Raw genomic sequence first — 20,078 nt, 5'->3', positions numbered from 1 at the left:
GGTTTCCCCCTTCCTAGGAATAAAATGTTTGAAAATTTCATCCGCTAGGACCTACGTCATTCACTTCCCGAGGGAATAATCTCTCGCAACATTACATGTCCTGAGTGAATCCTGGTTCCTATATTCTTTTCAACGAGATTAAAAATAACATCTATGACGCTTAAATGCAACACCTTTTTCGAAAATAACCCATAAATATTTTACAGCTCAATATATGTGCGTTTGAACCACTTGGTGTCATGGATCCATAAATAAAAAAGGCGCCCTGTTACAGGGCAGCCTCCTTAGGCCTCTAGTACGAATAGGCGTTGATTAAACCGTCGCAGCCGCTCATCTATGGTCTTTGTAATAAGATTATCATTCCCTGCTGCAATCCGTTGGTCCAGAAGCACGTTAATATGATGCTGGATGGATTCGATCTCTTTCTCTGCTTCATTGCTGTTGAAGAGTCGCTGCAGCTCTCCTGCCGTATTCTTGTACTCATAAATGACAATGCTGTCGTTCCCGGCGACTTGCGTAATTCTGTGCACCGTTCCCGCATGGTAGTCGTAGCTCATCGTAAAGCCGCGATAAATCCGATTCACTTTACCTGATCCCTTAAAAGCCGCAAACAGTTTGCGTACGGCATTTGTCAGATGGGGAGTAACCAATCGGCACGACAGCTCACAGACGTACAAGCCATTCTTGCGTTCAAAGGGCAAATGAACTTCTTCCCCGCTTTCATCTTCGAGCACGAACACCTGCTCTCCGCTATCCATGACTTTTACCCGGTTAGTAACCCGGAAAGCTTGGGTATATTGCAGAAATTGATCCATTTGAATATCCGTCATTTGCATTGTGGCATTCACATATTCTGTGGCTAACCGCTGAGCCATAAAAATCTCCCTCAATTCTTTTAACTTACTACCATTATACAGCAGATCCAAGCGGTATTTCCTGTCTTTCGAATGAGAATATCCATCATATTTCATAAAAAAACGGAATTAGCCGGAATCAGAGCGATATTTCCCGCAAGATGCTCACTTTCCTGTAAAGAATTCACCGATTCCCTATATTACCTTTGAAAAAGGTATCACGAAATGAACCGGATCAGGCTTGCTCATTGCCTTCCGTTTCCGAATCCAGATATGGCTCTTCCTCTTCATCCTTAGTCCCCATATGGGACTCCATGATGGCCCATAACTCATCTTTACCCAGACCAAGCTCGGATGAAAACATCACAAAAGAGTGATAGGGTTTAAAACCGAGTGTTTCCTTCACGATCTTTACATGTTTCTCGCGGCGCGTTTTCGGAATTTTGTCCGCCTTGGTCGCAACCACGCATACCGGCCGGTTATAATGCTGCAGCCATTCATACATGCTGATGTCGTCTTTTGAGGGCGGGTGACGCATGTCCACAATCAGTAATACAAGCTTCAGTTCTTCCCGGCTGAGCAAATATCTCTCAATCATTTCGCCAAATGCCGCACGCTGGGTCTTGGATACCTTCGCATAACCATAGCCAGGAAAATCGACCAGGTACAGGTCGTCGTTCACCCGATAATAGTTGAGCTGCTGGGTTTTCCCTGGTGTTGCACTGGTACGGGCCAGGTTCTTACGGGATATCATACGGTTAATCAGTGATGACTTGCCCACATTGGAACGCCCTGCCAGAGCAATTTCCGGCAAGGCGTCTTCAGGATATTGAGCAGGTACGACAGCACTGATGACAAACTCGGCTTTCGTAACTTTCATAATTAGACTTTCCTCTCTAGTGCACTCCCGTTTGTTCAACGAGCGCATGCTCCAGAACCTGATCCATATGGGATACCGGAACGAACTCAACGTCGTTCTTCACGCTGTCAGGTATATCACGCAAGTCACGTTCGTTATCCTTAGGGAGTAATATTTTTTTGTAGCCGGCACGGTGGGCTGCCAGGGATTTCTCTTTCAAGCCACCAATCGGAAGAACGCGTCCCCGAAGTGTAATTTCCCCCGTCATGGCCACATCACGGGCTACATGCCGTTTGGTTAAAGATGAGATAAGAGCCGTCGCAATCGTAATGCCGGCTGAAGGGCCGTCCTTCGGAATGGCTCCCTCCGGGATATGGATATGGACATCCAGCTTCTCGTGGAAATCCGGATCAATGCCCAGTTCTACCGCTTTCGAGCGGGTAAAACTGAAGGCGGCTTGAGCCGATTCCTTCATCACATCCCCCAGTTTACCCGTCAAGGTCAGCTTGCCGGTACCAGGCACCACGGTAACCTCAATGGTCAGCGTCTCTCCGCCCACTTCCGTCCACGCAAGCCCTGTTACTGTGCCTACTTGATCTTCAAGCTCGGCCATGCCATAACGAAACTTCGGAATACCGAGATATTCCTTAATATCGTCAGCCTTAATCTCAATGGATTCCGATTGATGGGTCACAATCTGTTTGGCGGCTTTGCGGCACAGCGCAGCCACTTGCTGCTCCAAGTTCCGCACCCCGGATTCACGGGTATATTCCCGGATCACCTTCATGAGCGCTTCCTCGTCAAGAATCAACTGCTCCGGTGCAAGCCCATGCTCACTCTTCTGCTTGGGCAGCAAATAACGATTGGCAATCTGCAATTTCTCCAGCTCCGTATAGCCTGGAATGTACAGCACTTCCATCCGGTCCAGGAGCGGTCTTGGGATGTTGTGAAGCACATTCGCCGTCGTTACAAACATGACGTTAGACAAATCAAAAGGAATTTCCACGAAATGATCGCTGAACGTATTGTTTTGCTCAGGGTCAAGTACCTCAAGCAGTGCGGAAGATGGGTCGCCGCGGAAGTCGGAGGCCATCTTATCGATTTCATCCAGCAGGAACACAGGATTCATCGAACCCGCCGTTTTCATGCCTTGAATGATACGTCCCGGCATAGCCCCAACATAAGTGCGCCGGTGACCACGGATTTCCGCCTCGTCTCTTACTCCGCCTAATGAAACACGAACGAACTTGCGTTCCAAAGATCGGGCAATGGACCGGGCCAGCGATGTTTTACCGACCCCTGGAGGACCAACCAGACATAGAATAGGCCCCTTCATCTTCTTCACCAGCTTTTGGACCGCCAGATATTCCAGCACGCGTTCCTTCGGCTTCTCGAGACCGTAATGATCCTCATCCAGCACTTGCTCCGCTTTGACAATGTCCAGAACATCCTCAGTCTTGTTCGTCCACGGCAGCGCCAATAGCCAATCGACGTAGTTTCGAATCACGCCACCCTCTGCAGAGCTTGCCGGCATTTTCTCGAGTCGGTCGATTTCCTTCTCTACCTTTTCATGTACGCGCTCCGGAAGCTCAAGCTCCTGAAGCTGACTTCGAAGTTCCTCTACTTCCCCGGCACGACCTTCCTTGTCGCCAAGCTCTTTCTGGATAGCCTTCATCTGTTCGCGCAAATAGTATTCCTTCTGGGTCTTCTCCATTTGCTTCTTGACCCGCTGGTTGATCTTGCGCTCCAGCTCCAGCACTTCACGCTCGTTATTCAGTATATCTAGAAGTTTCTCGAGGCGTTTGCGAACATCAATTGTTTCGAGAATTTCTTGCTTATCCTTGATCTTCAGTGACAAATGACTCGTGATGACGTCTGCCAGTCGGCCCGGCTCATCAATATCGGAAACGGCCGCCAGTGTCTCTGGTGTCACCTTCTTCGACAGATTGATATAATTCTCAAACTGAGACAGTACGGTTCGCATTAATGCGGAAACTTCAGGGTCGTGATTCTCTTCTTCGGGAAGCTCCCGAGCGATGACCTCATAGTATTCCTCTTGATCCGTATATTCAATAACTTCCGCCCGTTCCATACCCTCCACTAGCACACGTATGGTACCGTTAGGAAGCTTAAGCATCTGGCGTACATTCGCAACTGTGCCAATCCGAAAAATATCATCTTGCGTCGGTTCTTCAATGTTCACTTCCGATTGAGAACATAGGAGAATCAAATTGTCTTCAACCATCGCCTTTTCTAAAGCCTTTACCGATTTCTCCCGGCCTACATCCAAGTGAAGCACCATGCTTGGATAGACCAACAGACCTCTCAAAGGCAGTAAAGGAAAACGACGACCTTTGGATTTACTGGGTCCCATCGCTTTCGCACCTCCAATGGCTCTCAATGTTGACACTATTCCTATTTTATCAAATCTGCGTATAAAAAACCAACCAAACGAAGCTTAACATCCTCCGGCGTCCGTTATTTTGCCGTTGCGCGGAGGCGTCGCCTGCAGCAATGAAGCGGAAGCGGATGGAAATCCCTCGTTTGCAGGGAGCTGTACCACCTCCGGAGCGAACGATCCACCAAAAATATGGCTGAATACTTCATCCACCGACTCTACCGGAATTACCCGCAAACCGCCGCTCAAATCCTGAAACAGCGTCTGCCAGTTGTCTTTAGGGATGATCACGCGGGTAGCACCTGCCTGGAATGCCGCCTCCACTTTTGCGATGACCCCGCCTATCGGTTTCACTTTACCATGAATGCTCATCTCGCCGGTCATAGCGACCTTGTTATCGACTTCAATCCCTTTGATGGCTGATACGATCGCTGTGGCCATCGCAATACCAGCGGAAGGACCGTCAATCGGTGTTCCTCCGGGAAAGTTGATATGCAGGTCATAGTTTTTATGTGTAAAACCCATCGAACCCAGCACGGTTAGTACATTCTCGATCGAGCCTTTGGCCATACTCTTGCGACGCAGCTTGCGCGAACCTCCGCCAAATTCCTCTTCATCCACGACCCCGGTGATATTGTAGGTACCCCGGCCCTCCTCGACAGGAACCGCAGATACTTCAATTTCAAGCAGTGCCCCCATATTCGGGCCATAAACAGCTAATCCGTTTACTACGCCAATCTGAGGTTTCTCCGGTATTTTCCGGTCGGGCCTTGGCTGAAGCTGGCTGCTGCTGGCTACCCATTCTACATCCGCCGCTCGCAGCGAATCTCGCTTCTCCGTCAAAGCAAGACCGGCAGCCAATTGAATCATATTGACCGCTTCCCGCCCGTTAGAGCAGTACTGCTTCACAACTTCTACCGCTTCAGGTGCTGCATTTAAACCAATTTTCTGAATGGCATCCTCTGCAATTCTCCCAATTTCTTCAGGCAAAAGCGGACGGAAAAAAATCTCCATGCAGCGCGAGCGAAGTGCAGGAGCAATCTCTTCGGGCGAACGTGTCGTAGCACCCACCAGACGAAAGTCTGCCGGAAGGCCATTTTGAAAAATATCGTGTATATAGGCAGGTGTATTGGCATCCTCCGAATTATAATATGCACTTTCGAGCAGCACCTTGCGGTCCTCCAGCACTTTTAAAAGCTTATTCATTTGAATGGGATGCAATTCCCCGATTTCATCTATAAACAGGATCCCCCCATGGGCCTTGGTCACCGCACCCGGCTTCGGCTGAGGAATGCCTGCAACCCCCATGGCACCGGCGCCTTGATAAATCGGATCATGAACTGACCCGATGAGCGGGTCGGCAATTCCACGTTCATCGAAACGGGCCGTCGTTGCGTCGATTTCCGTGAATTTCGCGTCATATTTAAACGGCGATTGCGGGTTCTTCTTCGCTTCCTCCATCACTACGCGGGCAGCAGCAGTCTTACCGACCCCCGGGGGTCCGTAAACGATGACATGCTGAGGGTTCGCGCTGCATAGCGCTGCCTTTAAGGCGCGCAAACCGTCCTTTTGCCCCACAATGTCATCCATCGTTTGCGGCCTTGTTTTCTCAGCGAGCGGTTTCGTTAGCGATATCGACCGGAGTTTGCGGAGTTTATCGAGCTCCTTGCGCGATTCCCGATCCACTGCTGTTTTGCTTGTCTTCTGCCCGCGCAATAAATTCCAAAAATAAATGCCGATGATGACCGCAAAAAACAGCTGCACCAGCATAATCACGATACTTAAATTCACAAGTCATTCCTCCTGTACTCCATTATGTCTTCATCCAAACGTTAATACATGGTAGTATTGCCGATTCCTTGGATGGTAAAACGCTGGAGGCGGAAAAGTATCAAAAAGTGGATGGAGACGCTTAAGTGACGCTCTTAAGTGAGACGCTCCAGTAAAACGCTCCGCGTACGTATCGTTCCTCCGATCGCTGTTGTTTCCGAATTTCATGAATGACGAGTACCAATGTAGAAATTCGGAACCAGCTTATGCTTTCGATGCGAGTTTTCCTGTGGAAAACTTTTAGCCGACCGCTTCGCTTCTCCGGAATCGATTCGTCCGCTCCGCTGCCGCGGCGCATGTGCATCCTTCTTCATCGTGGGGGTGGAGTGGGGGTAGAGCTGATCTTCCATAAAAAGGATGCTCGGTTAGGAGCGATGATACTTGGAACAACAGAACGCACTATTGCAACTTTATACTAATAAGCGACCACTTGTCTTGGTTCACACTGCTATATACGTTCAAAATACGTTCAATGAAATGTGAGAAACAGACCTTGGACTTCCTTGGACCTTTTACTTCCTTAGAAAACAACAAACAAAACGGCAGTCTCTTGTAACAGAGACTGCCGTTTTTATTAGATTGGAACTGCATTTATGATAATTTAGTTATCCAGCTCAGACCGTGGATTTGTGCTTGCGGCCCGGGATTTCACCCGTTTCCTCGTACACCTTCACGATATGATCGATTTCTTTCTTAAGCTCTTCAACCATAGTCTCTTCCGGTACCTTACGGATCATCTCTCCATAACGGAAGAGCAAACCTTCACCCCGTGCGCCGGCAATACCAATGTCGGCTTCTCTTGCCTCGCCGGGGCCGTTTACGGCACAGCCCAGAACGGAAACCTTAATCGGCACTTTGATCTTCGAGATGTATTCCTCCACCTCATTGGCAATGGAGAATAAATCGATATCCAGACGTCCACAGGTCGGGCAAGATACCAAGGTTGCCGCATCCGAGATCAAACCGAATGATTTTAGCAGCTCCCGGCCCACCTTGATCTCTTCCACAGGATCGGCACTCAAGGAAATACGCATCGTACTGCCGATTCCAAGGGACAACAGCGCGCCAAGTCCGGCAGCACTCTTGACGGTACCCGAGAACAGGGTGCCTGCTTCGGTTATCCCTAAGTGAAGCGGGTATGGTATAACTTCCGCCGCCTTGGTGTAAGCCGCAATTGCCATCGGTACATCAGACGCTTTAAGCGAAACGATGATATCATGGAAATCCAGTTCTTCCAGGATGCCGATATGAAACAAGGCGCTTTCCACCATGGCTTCCGGTGTCGGATATCCGTATTTTTCAAGGAGGTGATTCTCCAAGGAACCGGCGTTAACCCCGATCCGAATCGGAATCCCCTTCTCTTTGCATGCTTTCACGACAGCTTCGACCTTTTCGCGCTTCCCGATGTTTCCGGGATTGATCCGGACTTTATCGATACCGTTCTCGATCGCCATCAGGGCAAGCTTGTAGTTAAAATGAATATCCGCCACAAGCGGAATATGAATGCGTTTCTTGATTTCCTTAATGGCCGCAGCTGCTTCCTCATTGTTCACAGTAACCCGTACGATCTGACATCCCGCTTCTTCCAGACGGAGTATCTCGGCAACGGTCGCCTCCACATCTGCTGTTTTGGTGGTGCACATGCTTTGAATAATGACTTCGTTCTTTCCCCCAATCGTGAGATTCCCCACCTTGACGGGCCGTGTGTCTTGTCTCAAAAACATGGTACGATCTCTCCCATATAACGCCAAAGCTCCACTCCAATCAACCCGATTGGGTATAACTGGAAGTGGAGAGTCAGCGTAGATTTATTCCACATCTAATGCGCTAGAGCACATTAGGCGCTTTCTTCTTGTTTCTTATCGTCTTCGTTACTTTTGGCTTGCAGTTCAGGAATCACTTTATCACGAACGACTTGCTCCGTAATGACGCAATCCTTAATATCATCTCTGGATGGTACTTCGTACATCACGTCCAGCATGATACCTTCAATGATGGAACGCAGTCCGCGGGCACCGGTATTGCGCTTAATGGCTTCACGGGCAATCGCTTCTAGCGCGCCTGGCTCAAATTTGAGATTTACGTTGTCAAATTCAAGCAGCTTTTGGTACTGTTTTGTCAGCGCGTTTTTCGGCTCGGACAGAATACGTACCAATGTTGGCTCATCCAGCGGTTCCAGCGTAGACACAACTGGCAGACGACCAACAAACTCCGGAATCAAGCCAAATTTCAGCAGATCTTCCGGCAGAACCATCGTCAGGTATTCACCTGGCTTAAGATCCTTCTGGTTTTCTCCGGATGCATTAAAGCCGATGACCTTTTTACCGATCCGGCGTTTGATGTACTGCTCTAATCCGTCAAATGCTCCACCGCAAATGAACAGAATATTCGTCGTATCGATCTGGATGAATTCCTGATGCGGATGCTTGCGTCCACCTTGCGGCGGCACGGAAGCAACGGTACCTTCAAGAATTTTCAGCAGGGCCTGCTGAACCCCTTCACCGGAAACGTCACGGGTAATGGACGGGTTCTCCGATTTACGAGCCACTTTATCGATCTCATCAATATAGATAATGCCGCGTTCTGCTTTTTCCACATCATAATCCGCTGCTTGGATCAGCTTCAGCAGAATGTTCTCAACATCCTCACCCACATAACCAGCTTCGGTCAGTGAAGTTGCATCTGCAATAGCAAACGGCACGTTGAGAATTTTGGCCATAGTTTGTGCGAGCAATGTTTTACCGGAACCTGTAGGTCCGAGCAGTAAAATATTACTCTTTTGCAATTCAACTTCCTCAATTTTGTTCTGGGTGTTGATGCGCTTATAGTGATTGTAAACAGCAACGGAAAGGGATTTCTTCGCTTGATCCTGTCCGATTACGTATTGATCCAGAATATCACGAATATCACGCGGTTTCGGAATATCCTTCAGATCCACTTCTTCCTCATGGCCGAGTTCTTCCTCAACGATCTCTGAACACAAGTCAATACACTCGTCACATATATAAACACCGGGCCCCGCAACCAGCTTGCGGACCTGCTCCTGCGATTTACCGCAGAAGGAGCACTTCAGCTGCCCTTTGTCATCGTTAAATTTAAACATGCTATTACCACCCCTTAAGATTTGGTCGGTGAAGACAGAACATCATCAATAATACCGTACGCCTTCGCTTCCTCCGCGCTCATGAAAAAGTCGCGGTCTGTATCGCGTTCGATTTTTTCAAGGGGCTGACCCGTGCGCTCCACATAGATTTGATTCAGCTTATGTCTGGTCTTGATGATCCAATCTGCATGGATTTGGATATCGGATGCCTGACCTTGAATGCCTCCGAGCGGCTGATGAATCATCACTTCACTGTTCTCGAGAGCATAGCGTTTGCCTGGCGCTCCTGCAGTAAGCAACAGTGATCCCATGCTGGCAGCCATGCCAACGCAAATCGTGGATACATCAGGCTTGATCAACTGCATCGTATCATATATACCCATCCCAGCTGTAACCGAACCGCCAGGGGAATTGATGTACAAAGAGATGTCTTTTTCCGGATCTTCCGCAGCTAGAAACAGAAGCTGGGCAATGACAAGATTGGCAACATCGTCATCGATCGCACTGCTGAGGAATATTATGCGATCCTTCAGTAATCTTGAGTAGATATCGTAAGATCTTTCGCCTCGACTGGTTTGTTCCACAACCATAGGTACAAGACTCATGCGACCAACCTCTTTTCCTTGAAAAATATACTACAACGTTACAAAAGTTATTCTAACATGTTCACAGCACGATGTCATTTTTTAAGCCTGCTTACATTCTATGAACTTGCCAAGAATTATATCCTGCCAACTTGTCTCATTATGTATGTCGAAATCAATAACCAATTCATGTCACAATTAGTAGTAAATTGGCTATTCTTAGTTAAAAATAAGGCACGCATGAAATGTACGTGCCTTATCTAATGTGAGGGCAGCTTTTCGCAGCCGCCTATTTATTATTCTTCAGTTGCTTCTTTCTTCTCAACAGGAGCGCCTTCTACGCTGTTTTCCAACAAGAAGTCGATGGTTTTGCGAAGAAGCAGTTCTTCACGAAGGCTGTCAAGGGAACCGTTAGCACCCAAGATGCTGCGGATTTCATCAACAGGACGTTTGTATGTGTCAGCCATGTTTTCCAGCTCTTTGTTGATTTCCTCTTCAGATACTTCGAGTTTTTCTTCTTTCGCGATTTGCTCGAGTACAAGGTTGTTGCGAACGCGTTTTGCAGCATCGTCCTTCATTTGACCTTCCAGATCGGCATTCGTTTGGCCGGAGAAGCTAAGGAACATTTCCAGGTTCATGCCTTGCTGGCGAAGACGGTTGTCGAAATCGCGCATCATGTTTTGAACTTCGGATTGAATCATAGCGTCAGGAATTTCAACTTCAGCGTTAGCTGCTGCTTTTTCAACGGCTTCGTTCTCACGAACGCCTTGTGCTTCTTGCTCTTTGCGAGTCAGCAATTGTTTCTTCAGATCTTCCTTATACTCATCAAGCGTATCGAATTCACTTACGTCTTTAGCGAATTCATCATCCAGCTCAGGAAGCTGCTTGCGTTTGATTTCGTGAACTTTCACTTTGAAGATGGCTTGTTTGTTAGCCAACTCTTCAGCATGGTAAGTTTCAGGGAATGTCACTTCCACGTCTTTGAAGTCTCCAGTAGCCATTCCGATGACTTGATCTTCAAAACCTGGAATGAAAGAGTTGCTTCCAAGCTCAAGGGAATAACGCTCAGCTTGTCCACCTTCGAAAGGAACGCCGTCAACGGAACCGTCAAAATCAATCACAACGATATCGCCAGACTGGGAAGCACCTTCGTCGATTACAGTAAGCTCAGCATGACGTTGTTGCAGACGCTCGAGCTCTTCGCTCAGTTCCTCGTCGGAAACCTCAGCAGCTACCGCAGCAACTTCAACACCTTTGTATTCGCCAAGTTTAACTTCTGGTTTCACCGTTACTCTTGCTTTGAACTTGAAAGTTTCACCTTTAGCGAATTGCTCAATGTCCACTTCCGGACGATCCACAGGGAAGATATCCGCTTGTTCTACAGCTTCGCTGTATACTTCTGGAAGAAGGATGTCGATTGCATCCTGGTACAAGCTCTCAACGCCAAAGCGAGCTTCGAAGATCGAGCGAGGTACTTTACCTTTACGGAATCCAGGTACATTTGCTTTTTTAGCTACTTTATTAAAAGCTTTGTCGAGGGCGGATGCAACGCGCTCCGCATCAACCTCAACGTCAAGAACGCCAAGGTTCTTCTCTATTTTTTCCCAAGTTGCTTTCATTTATGCTTTCCCCTCCAAAATAATTCACGTGGTCGACGCAATAATGTATCACGTACCGAATAACCACTATAGTATAAACAACATTAAATTCTTTTTCAAGGGCGAACCCTTATGCTGCGACACCGTAAACGTTTTCCAACTCTGGCTAATCCTCCACGCCCGCAGCGACAAATTGCTTGAGAGATCGGTAGGCTCCCTCATAGCGGAACCGCATGGTGTCCGTTATGCCGTAGAGCGGGCGGATTTCCTCCTCATTACGAAACCCTTTCAGACTCTCCGACACAATGTCATGCAGCGCAGCCGCCCATATGTCAAGCGTGGCTTCTTCTTCATCCAGCATGGAATGGTAATCTTCGGTGCCGTAAATCGCCATGATGAACTGAGACCATAATTCCTGTGCAAAATAAAACAGTGTCGGTTCATGAATCTCAGTCTGATCGGCCACACGCTCCAAAATTCTCGAAATGGCGTCCGGGAAACCTCCCGGATCCAAAGGAACCGAATCGATCTCAATCTCGACGGCTTCCTGCCCGCGATAAAGGCTCACATGCCCTTCCATCCCTCTTCTCCGGAGCGTTTGCAGTACCCTAAATTGCAGCAGCGGATGAAGCGGCGTATTATGCAGCCACTCGACTAAAATAGCGTCGATCTCCGGACGGTCCAAATAAGCAAGCTGTTCCAGCGCCAAAATGGTCTGCTCTGTCAGCGGTCCGTTCATGACCGAAGCCAGCAGCTTGTCGGCATATCCGGCATCCTGGGCAACTTTGTCCCTAACCATCTGCCTCGCCATTTCGGCTTCGTCTGGATCATCCTCCTCGGGCTCTCCTTCGGAATCAACCGAACGGGGGACAGCCTGTTCCGGAAATGCGGCTTCAAGCCAGTCGAGGAGCGAATTCCACTCTTCATAATGCCGTTCATTCTGTCCGCTGCATTTCAGCAGAAAGCGCAGAACCTCCATCGCTTCACCGTAACGTTCATTCTCGAGCATAACCGTAAGCTGAATCTGGTAATAATCCAGCGTCTTCGGAAACAGGATGATGTTCTTATCCTCTTGTTCTTGGGAGTAAGAGTCCTTGATAAGGACACCTCCTTTCTAGTCCTGTTTTTCGTATTGGTTGATTATAGCATATGTACTGCCAAGTTTAAAAAAGGGCTGACATCCCTTGTACTTTGCCGCATCCGGCGACGGGTTGACAACTATCTTTATATATTCCAGCTTATATTTTATCAATATAACCCGATATGCTGCTCTCATAATCTTGCAGAACCAAAAAACTTTGCAACTTAAAATAATGATTGAATTTCTCCAGCGTATGTGATAATATATTTTTTGCTTGAAAAATTTCTATGTCCCAGTAGCTCAGCTGGATAGAGCAACGGCCTTCTAAGCCGTCGGTCAGGGGTTCGAATCCCTTCTGGGACGTAAAAAGGCACCGCCCTTCGGGGCGGTGTTTTTGCGTTCATGGGGATGAGAACCCATAATTGGGTTCGTCGGAGCTTACGCTTCGGTAGGATTACTTCGCAGTCGGCCTGTAAGGCCGTACCCCGACTGGGACACAATTTGAGGAGCCGCCACTACTTATAGTTGGCGGCTTCCTTGCGTATTCCAGAAGGGTGATGAACCCAAAATGGGTTCGTCGGAGCTTACGCTTCGGAAGGATTACCTCGCAGTCGGCCTGCAAGGCCGTATCCCTTCTGGGACGTAAAAGGCACCGCCCTTCGGGGCGGTGTTTTTGCGTTCATGGGGATGAGAACCCATAATTGGGTTCGTCGGAGCCTAATCTTCGGGAGGATTACTTCGCAGTCGGCCTGTAAGGCCGTATCCCTTCTGAGGTACAATGTGGATATGACTTCCAATAGCAGATTCCCAACATCGCGCACAGAACACAAACTCTATCGGACCGTAGGTTCGTTATTTCAGAAAAAACGGCCTAATTTAGAATTTAGAGGACACCACAGCCGTGTATTTAGCTAATTCACAGGCAAATTACCCTCTTTTGTCATAAATAACGGACTTCAGGTCCGTTACCATATCTGTACGAGTATTTTTTCCTCAATTAACGGCCTCTGAGTCCGTTAAGGCAACGCAACCACACAACTCTATACACCTGCTGCAAACAATACTTTACTACCGCCAAGCACTCCCCCGCTCCGATTTCTTCACGAAAATAAAGGACAACGCTCTCGCTCGGAGAGGTTGCCCAATGTCGCGACGGTCAAAAATACTTCCCTTCCATCGGGGGTATAGGTAAACTAATTCGTCCGGGCCGACATGCTTGGACCACAGCTGGGTAAGGCGCTCTACATGCTCTTTACTGCGTCCGATTTCCTCCGACACGGTATGGTAATCCCGTTTGGTCACAAACCAGCGGCGAGGTTCACTCTATCGGGATTCACTATATAGAAGATATTACGGGTCCTCGATCAGATCCAGCACCTGCTGTAGCGATTCTTCATATGATGCTCCAGCCCGCCCGATACCCTCTTCTGATAGATGAGCCAAGGATAGAGAAACGACAAGTTACTTGGAAAAAACTTCATTGACTCCTCAGATTAGACTCCTCCAATTGGCTGCACCTCCCTTTTTCATCAGATTAGTTAGGCTATTACGACTATCAAAGCTCGTTCAACGAAAATAGTGACCATCTGCCGTTATCATGGCCGGCACCTGGAGGCGCCCCGCTTCCCACGAAAAAAACTCTGCAAGATTACTCGCAGAGTTTTTTGCTGAGAATGTTATGCTTACGATTATCAATGGGCTCAGCTGCGCTGATCCATCATCTTACTGCAGCTCCATGTGAATAAGCGGGAATGGCTTCCCGGAGCCGTCCAGCTCGGAGCGGCCGATTTGCACGAATCCGTATTTTTTGTAAAAGGCATGGGCCTTAGGGTTCTGTTCATTCACATCGACTTGCAGCCTCCGCCCCTTCAGCTGTTCGGCATGCCGGATCAGCTTCGTTCCCGTCCCTTGGCCGTGATGGAGGGGATCCACAAACAGCATTTCGATTTTGGAGCCATCCAGCCCCATAAATCCAATCGGTTCCTGTTCCGTATTCAAGCACACCCAGATCTCCACGGCTCTAAGCGCTCCGTTTTGGATCATGCCGTAATAAAAACGGATGTCTTCCTCCGTCAGGAAATCGTGGGTTTGGGATACGGCACGATGCCACAGCTCCACCAACTGATCATGATACTCTTCTGCGTAAGGCGCTATATAGCACGTCATTTTTCATCCATTCCTTTCCAAATTGTTCAATCTCATAGAAATTCATGATATTGGTAAAATTGCTCTATACTATTATAAAGGAATCCGGTACATTAATCAGAGACTTTATCTTTGTCAGGAAGGAGAGATCTGCATTGCCTTTATGGCTTGTATACGCATTGCTGTCGGCAGTCACGGCGGCACTTGTCGCCATTTTCGGAAAAATAGGCCTGCAAAATATCGATGCCAATTCAGCAACGGCCATTCGCTCTGTCATCATGGCACTGTTTCTGTTGGGGGTCGTGGGGGTCCAGGGCAAATTCTCAGAACTCGGTGACATTCTGGTTCAGAAGAAAGCATTAAGCTTCATTGTGCTCAGCGGCATTGCGGGGGCATTATCCTGGCTGTTTTATTTTCTCGCACTCAAATATGGCAAAGTATCGCAGGTCGGACCTATCGATAAATTAAGCGTTGTCATCGCGGTCATTCTGGCCTTTGTCTTTCTTGGAGAAAAGATATCCTGGATTAACGCAGCAGGCGTTGCACTCATTGCCGTTGGCGCTCTTCTTGTTGCCGTTAAATAATGTTCTACATAAAACCGCTGCTCAGCGGCTTTTTGTTCGCTCATTTATTGCTAAAACCTATCAGTATTATCGAGTTTATATATTTCTAATTATAAGCTAAACATGTCACAATGAAGATAATTCATGGGTGAAGGAGTGTTGTTATGTCAGAGCAAGTATGGAAAGCTTACGATTATGATCGACAGTTATCGTTTGTCTCGGCTTACGGAAAAGGAGTCGTAGAGCTTCTTGCGCCTCAACCCGGAGAACGGATTCTTGATCTCGGCTGCGGAACCGGTGATTTGGCTTATGAAATATCCGCTTCGGGTGCACATGTAACCGGCATGGATGATTCGGCCGAGATGATGGAGCGCGCCAAAAGCAAATATCCTGAACTGACGTTTATGACCGGAGACGGAGAGAACTTCGAAACCGAAACGCCGTATGATGCCGTCTTCTCGAATGCCGCCCTGCACTGGATGAAGGATGCTGCCGGTGTGGTACGCTCCGTCCATGGCGCACTCAAGCCCGGTGGTCGATTCGTCGCGGAGTTTGGAGGCAAGGGAAATATCGACGGAATTTACGAAGCCTTGAAAACGGTGTTCGCCGATGATTATGGAATTGATGCCGACAGCCGAAATCCGTGGTATTTTCCAAGTCTTGGCCAGTATACCGCCTTGCTTGAATCCCAAGGGTTCCGGGTGCATATCGCCCATCACTTCGACCGGCCCACAAAGCTGCCTGAAGGCAAGAACGGCGTGAAATATTGGCTGCTGCATTTTGGCGATCGTTTCTTCACTGGATTTTCGGCTGAAGAGAAGGACGAAGCAATTGCCCGCATCAGCCGAGCTGCCCAAGCGACACTCTGGCATGAGGATGCATTTTACGGAGATTATAGGCGCCTGCGTGTCTTTGCAGAGAAGGTTTTGTAATTTTAGGGTTGATTTTCTAAATAGAATGGTTAATAATATGAAAAAAACTTGAACATGTGATTTTCGTTGATTGGGAGAGTAACTGCACTTGACTTTAGTCCAAGCGAGCCGGGAGGGTGGAAACCGGTACAAAGTCGGCTGTGAAACGGACCCATGAGATGGTCTTCCGAAGTGAAATACTGTAGGAAGCCCCGGCTTACACCGTTATCGTATAAAGGTGGTTAAACCCTTCGGTTTAACAACAAGAGTGGTACCGCGAGCACAAGTCCTCGTCTCTTTAGGAGATGAGGGCTTTTTTGATTTTTCTGACGTGTTTTTTTCAAAAGGGGGATTTAATGTGTTGAGTCATTTGATTACTTCAAGCCTTCAACAGGCTGTAAACCAGGTGTGTGAAGCTCTGGGCGCCAAACTGCCGGATTCCACTCCAATCCGGATTGAGCAGCCTGCCAGCATGGAGCATGGGGATTATGCCACCAACATTGCGATGCAGCTTGCGAAGCTGCTTCGTAAGGCTCCGCTGCACATTGCTGAGCTGATTCAAGCCGAGCTTGAGCAGGACGCGTCGTATAAACAGCTGGTCTATTCCACGGAGATTGTTGCCCCAGGCTTTATGAATCTGCGTATCGATTGGGCATATTGGGCTGGACATCATTTTGAATTGCCTCCGGCAACTAACGAAAAGATTGTCATTGAGCACACTTCCATTAATCCGAACAAATCCGCCCATATCGGCCATCTAAGAAACTCCTGTATCGGGGATACGCTGGTCAGGCTGATGAGGAAGCTTGGTTACGAGGTAGAGGTTCATAATTATATCGACGACCTTGGCAATCAACTGGCAGATACGGTGGTTGGGATGCTCCATACGCCGCTATCGAAGGAACATGCCAGATTCGGCGATTACTGCTGGGACGTGTATTCAAGCACCAATAAGGCCTACGAAAGGGAGCCTGGGCTGGTTCAGCATCGGATCGAGGTTCTGCACGCACTGGAAGAGGGTAACCAGAATTTATCCTGGATCGGACTGCTCGTTGCGGAAAGAATCGTCAAAGAGCATCTTGAAGAAATGAAGCAGTTCGGCATTGACTATGATCTGCTTGTATGGGAGAGCAGCATTGTCAGAGAGGGGTTCTGGGCGTCCGCTTTCGAGTTGTTGAAGAATACGCCGCTCTTCCATCAGGAAACTGAGGGTAAACTTGCAGGCTGCTGGGTGCTCAAGCAAACAGGAATGGAAGCCGTGGACGATCCGGAGTCCGACCACAGTATGGATAAAGTGCTCGTGCGCTCCAATGGCATACTGACTTACACGGCTAAAGACATCGCCTACCACTTGTGGAAATACGGTGTGCTCTCCAACGATTTTGTATATAAAAAATTCACCGATGAGGTTTGGACGACGAGTACCCATGGCGAGCAGCTCTCTTTCGGCAAAGCAGACATGGTTATCAACGTCATCGATTACAGACAGCAGTACCCGCAGGCGATGGTAAAGCAGGCGCTGGAAAGCTTGGGATTCCATAAAGAGGCCGAGAAACTTCGTCATGTCAGCTACGGCGTAGTCTCGCTAAGCCCTTCCGCTGCAGCGGATCTCGGAATCGATACTTCCGACGGAAAGGCGTCCTATGCGATGTCCGGACGTCAGGGAATCGGCATCAAAATTACCGAACTTATCGAGCAAGTAGCCAAGGTCATAGAAGACACCCGTTCCGATAAAAGCGGTTTGTCCAGCCATACGATCGCAGCCGCCTCCATCCGTTACTATCTGCTTCGCTTTGCGCTGCAAACCGAGGTGGTGTTCGATCTGAAGCAGGCCACTGAAATATCAGGGAATACAGGGGTATATCTGCTCTATTCCTACGCGCGTGCACTCAGCGTTCTTAATAAAGCTCAAGATGCCGGTGTTTTGCCGTCTGTGCCCGCCCATTTCCCTGCCATGGAAAAAGCGGAGCATGCTCTGCTTAGGCATATCAGCACCTGGCATGATACCCTATATGCCGCCGGACGGGATCTATCCCCAAGCGCCATCTGCAACTTCACCTATGAGCTGTGCTCCTTGTTCAACAATTTTTACTCGGGATGTCCAATTCTGAAGGCAGCGGATGATGTGCTCCAGTTCCGTGTATGGCTCACTTCCTTATTCAAGAACACGCTTCGCGAAGCGTTGGAAGTGCTGGGACTGCCCACGCCAAGTCGCATGTAAACTAAAGAGATCAATGAATCACGCTATAAGAAATCCATAACGATGCCGGCCGTTTCTTCAATGGCTTTGTCCGTGACATCAATGACAGGGCAGCCCAACCGGTCGAATAGCGAACGGGCATGTTCCAATTCTTCCACAATGCGTTCCAAAGAAGCATATCTTGCCAGTACCGGAAGTCCCATCGTTTTTAGTCTTTCCGAGCGAATTTTTAACAGATGCTCTGCATTCATCGTCAACCCGATAATTTTACGAGGTGATATGCTGTATAAATGATCAGGCGGACTAATCTCAGGCACAACCGGATAATTGACCACCTTCTTCCCTTTATGGGCCAGAACGATGCTTAACGGCGTTTTAGAGGTCCGGGACACGCCTAGCAAAACGATATCCGCCTTCAGGATGGCGTTCAAATCCTTTCCGTCATCGCATTTCACGGCAAACTCCACTGCCTCCACCCGCTTAAAATAATCATCGTCCAGACGGTGAAGCAGCCCCGGCATTCGCTTCGGCTGGTCGGCAAATGTATCGATAAACGCCTGAATCATCGGTCCCATCACGTCCACTGCGCGAACATGCAAGCGTATAGCGTGCTCCCTGATTGCTTCTCTTAATTCGGGCTGGACAAGCGTATACGCAACAAAGCCTCCTGATTCGGAGGCTTCCTCCAACAGGAGTTGAAGCTCCTCCTCATTACGCACATTCATGTAACGTTTAATTTTGATTTGCGGGGTTTCGAACTGGCGAACTGCGGCTTTTACCACCGCTTCGGCCGTCTCCCCGACCGAGTCTGAACATACGGTTATCGTGTATGACGGTTTACCCATACGATTACAGTCCCCCTGATTAATCCTGCTCGATTTGATCGAGCAGCAGCTTAATGATCGTTGTCTTCGTGATTCGCCCGACGATACGGCATTCCGAATCAGAAGAAATATCAGAACACGAGACGACCGGAAGGCTGTCCACCTGATGATGGATCATTTTGCGCGCGGCCTCCAAGACCGATTCCTCCGGCGTGATCGTCACGATATTTGGCTGCCTCGTCATGACCATGCTGACAGGCATGGATGACGCATTCGGATTCCCCAACGTCACCTTAAGCAGATCTTTGCGCGATATGACTCCAGCCAGTTTCCCCTCTTCGTCGATCACGATCAAACTGCCGATGTTCTCCAGAAACAACGTAACAACCGCATCTTGTACCGTTGTTTTTACGTCTACCACTACTGGCATGCCTTGAACTTCTTCAACCTTTATGTCCCCAAGGATGTAAGAATTCGCCCCCTTCTTCTCCTTCTCCCCAAGAAAATAGCCCACTTTGGGCTTAGCGGCTATATAATCCAACATAACGAGCAAGGACAGGTCAGAACGGATCGTCGGTCTGCTGACGTTAAGCATCTCGGCTATTTGTTCTCCCGTTATGGGGGCATGCTTTTTCACGATATTTATAATCTCCAATTGCCTTGCTGTCAGTTCGATGGCACATCCCTCCGCTTCATCCGGTCTATATAAGGTTGTTCAAAAAGTCCGCTTTTGATAAGAAAACCTTTAATCGAGGTCACTACAAGGATGAGCGACCGCGATGCATAGGTAGGTTTTCTTGCGATATAGAATTTCATCAGCTCCTCTGATAACTTATAAATTCCATATCTAACACGAAGTGAATCAGGAAGCGGGCGCGGCATCGAATCTTGAATTCGGCCGGGCCAAAGCTTATGCTTACGACGTATGTTTCCTTCGGAAACATTTCAGGTGCTCACGTACCTAAACGTACGCTCCGCTCTGATATCCAACTTAAGCGTTTTGAAAAAAACGCACATCGGAAGCATAAGCCTCGGTGCTGAAAACCGACCTTTTTGAACACGCATTATATGGAGTAGATTATAGCATTTTCGGGCGGTATGCACGCCCCCCCCCCCTTCTAAGAGAGG

General features: G+C 48.5%; 16 protein-coding genes, 1 tRNA gene and 1 other annotated feature. Of the genes, 4 read left to right on the top strand and 13 right to left on the bottom strand.

Annotation, left to right across the window (positions count from 1 at the left end):
• Window positions 1–284: 284 nt before the first annotated feature.
• From ABEW73_RS16420 to ABEW73_RS16380, 9 genes are all read right to left on the bottom strand, one after another.
• Entirely contained in the window at window positions 285–875 is a 591-nt protein-coding gene (locus ABEW73_RS16420) for a non-ribosomal peptide synthetase module (RefSeq protein WP_430169696.1), read from the bottom strand.
• Between the two features lie 214 nt (window positions 876–1,089).
• Entirely contained in the window at window positions 1,090–1,734 is a 645-nt protein-coding gene (gene yihA / locus ABEW73_RS16415; protein ID WP_430169697.1) for a ribosome biogenesis GTP-binding protein YihA/YsxC, read from the bottom strand.
• A gap of 16 nt (window positions 1,735–1,750) precedes the next feature.
• Window positions 1,751–4,087, bottom strand: a complete 2,337-nt coding sequence (gene lon / locus ABEW73_RS16410; protein WP_430169699.1) for an endopeptidase La — start codon at window positions 4,085–4,087, stop codon at window positions 1,751–1,753.
• Window positions 4,088–4,171: 84 nt separating this feature from the next.
• Window positions 4,172–5,881 (bottom strand): ATP-dependent protease LonB, encoded by a 1,710-nt coding sequence (gene lonB / locus ABEW73_RS16405; protein WP_430170017.1) that lies wholly within the window; start codon window positions 5,879–5,881, stop codon window positions 4,172–4,174.
• A gap of 674 nt (window positions 5,882–6,555) precedes the next feature.
• Window positions 6,556–7,665 carry a flavodoxin-dependent (E)-4-hydroxy-3-methylbut-2-enyl-diphosphate synthase gene (gene ispG, locus ABEW73_RS16400; RefSeq protein ID WP_430169701.1) on the bottom strand — a complete coding sequence of 370 codons (1,110 nt, stop codon included), beginning with the start codon at window positions 7,663–7,665 and terminating at the stop codon, window positions 6,556–6,558.
• Between the two features lie 113 nt (window positions 7,666–7,778).
• Window positions 7,779–9,044 (bottom strand): ATP-dependent protease ATP-binding subunit ClpX, encoded by a 1,266-nt coding sequence (gene clpX, locus ABEW73_RS16395; protein WP_430169702.1) that lies wholly within the window; start codon window positions 9,042–9,044, stop codon window positions 7,779–7,781.
• Window positions 9,045–9,058: 14 nt separating this feature from the next.
• Complete coding sequence (gene clpP, locus ABEW73_RS16390) at window positions 9,059–9,649, bottom strand: ATP-dependent Clp endopeptidase proteolytic subunit ClpP (RefSeq protein WP_006208779.1); 591 nt, start codon at window positions 9,647–9,649, stop codon at window positions 9,059–9,061.
• Between the two features lie 275 nt (window positions 9,650–9,924).
• Window positions 9,925–11,247 carry a trigger factor gene (gene tig, locus ABEW73_RS16385; protein WP_430169704.1) on the bottom strand — a complete coding sequence of 441 codons (1,323 nt, stop codon included), beginning with the start codon at window positions 11,245–11,247 and terminating at the stop codon, window positions 9,925–9,927.
• A gap of 145 nt (window positions 11,248–11,392) precedes the next feature.
• Window positions 11,393–12,235 carry a hypothetical protein gene (locus tag ABEW73_RS16380; protein WP_430169706.1) on the bottom strand — a complete coding sequence of 281 codons (843 nt, stop codon included), beginning with the start codon at window positions 12,233–12,235 and terminating at the stop codon, window positions 11,393–11,395.
• A gap of 361 nt (window positions 12,236–12,596) precedes the next feature.
• Here ABEW73_RS16380 and ABEW73_RS16375 point away from each other — a divergent pair.
• Window positions 12,597–12,670: transfer RNA gene (locus tag ABEW73_RS16375), tRNA-Arg, on the top strand.
• A gap of 705 nt (window positions 12,671–13,375) precedes the next feature.
• On the opposite strand, the gene ABEW73_RS16370 is transcribed toward ABEW73_RS16375, so the two are convergent.
• Window positions 13,376–13,585 carry a hypothetical protein gene (locus tag ABEW73_RS16370; RefSeq protein ID WP_430169707.1) on the bottom strand — a complete coding sequence of 70 codons (210 nt, stop codon included), beginning with the start codon at window positions 13,583–13,585 and terminating at the stop codon, window positions 13,376–13,378.
• Between the two features lie 444 nt (window positions 13,586–14,029).
• Complete coding sequence (locus ABEW73_RS16365) at window positions 14,030–14,473, bottom strand: acetyltransferase (RefSeq protein WP_430169709.1); 444 nt, start codon at window positions 14,471–14,473, stop codon at window positions 14,030–14,032.
• Window positions 14,474–14,607: 134 nt separating this feature from the next.
• On the opposite strand from ABEW73_RS16365, the gene ABEW73_RS16360 reads away from it, so the two are divergent.
• The 3 genes from ABEW73_RS16360 (at window position 14,608) to ABEW73_RS16350 (ending at window position 18,147) form a co-directional block, all read left to right on the top strand.
• Entirely contained in the window at window positions 14,608–15,036 is a 429-nt protein-coding gene (locus ABEW73_RS16360; protein ID WP_054401265.1) for an EamA family transporter, read from the top strand.
• Window positions 15,037–15,179: 143 nt separating this feature from the next.
• The gene (locus ABEW73_RS16355; RefSeq protein ID WP_430169710.1) at window positions 15,180–15,947 is read left to right on the top strand and encodes a class I SAM-dependent methyltransferase; all 768 of its coding nucleotides are present in this window, start codon (window positions 15,180–15,182) and stop codon (window positions 15,945–15,947) included.
• Window positions 15,948–16,004: 57 nt separating this feature from the next.
• Window positions 16,005–16,227, top strand: a binding site (T-box leader).
• 57 nt (window positions 16,228–16,284) lie between these two features.
• On the top strand, window positions 16,285–18,147 hold the full coding sequence (locus ABEW73_RS16350; RefSeq protein ID WP_430169711.1) for an arginine--tRNA ligase: 1,863 nt from the start codon (window positions 16,285–16,287) through the stop codon (window positions 18,145–18,147).
• Window positions 18,148–18,170: 23 nt separating this feature from the next.
• Here ABEW73_RS16350 and ABEW73_RS16345 read toward each other — a convergent pair whose 3' ends face one another.
• On the bottom strand, window positions 18,171–18,971 hold the full coding sequence (locus ABEW73_RS16345) for a pyruvate, water dikinase regulatory protein (RefSeq protein ID WP_430169712.1): 801 nt from the start codon (window positions 18,969–18,971) through the stop codon (window positions 18,171–18,173).
• Between the two features lie 19 nt (window positions 18,972–18,990).
• The gene (locus ABEW73_RS16340; RefSeq protein WP_430169714.1) at window positions 18,991–19,605 is read right to left on the bottom strand and encodes a helix-turn-helix transcriptional regulator; all 615 of its coding nucleotides are present in this window, start codon (window positions 19,603–19,605) and stop codon (window positions 18,991–18,993) included.
• Window positions 19,606–20,078: the final 473 nt, after the last annotated feature.

Source organism: Paenibacillus lautus, assembly GCF_050482385.1.
GTDB lineage: Bacteria > Bacillota > Bacilli > Paenibacillales > Paenibacillaceae > Paenibacillus_AQ > Paenibacillus_AQ lautus_B.
The sequence above is the reverse complement of the archived record's forward strand: the minus strand, read 5'-3'. Positions and strand labels throughout refer to the sequence as shown.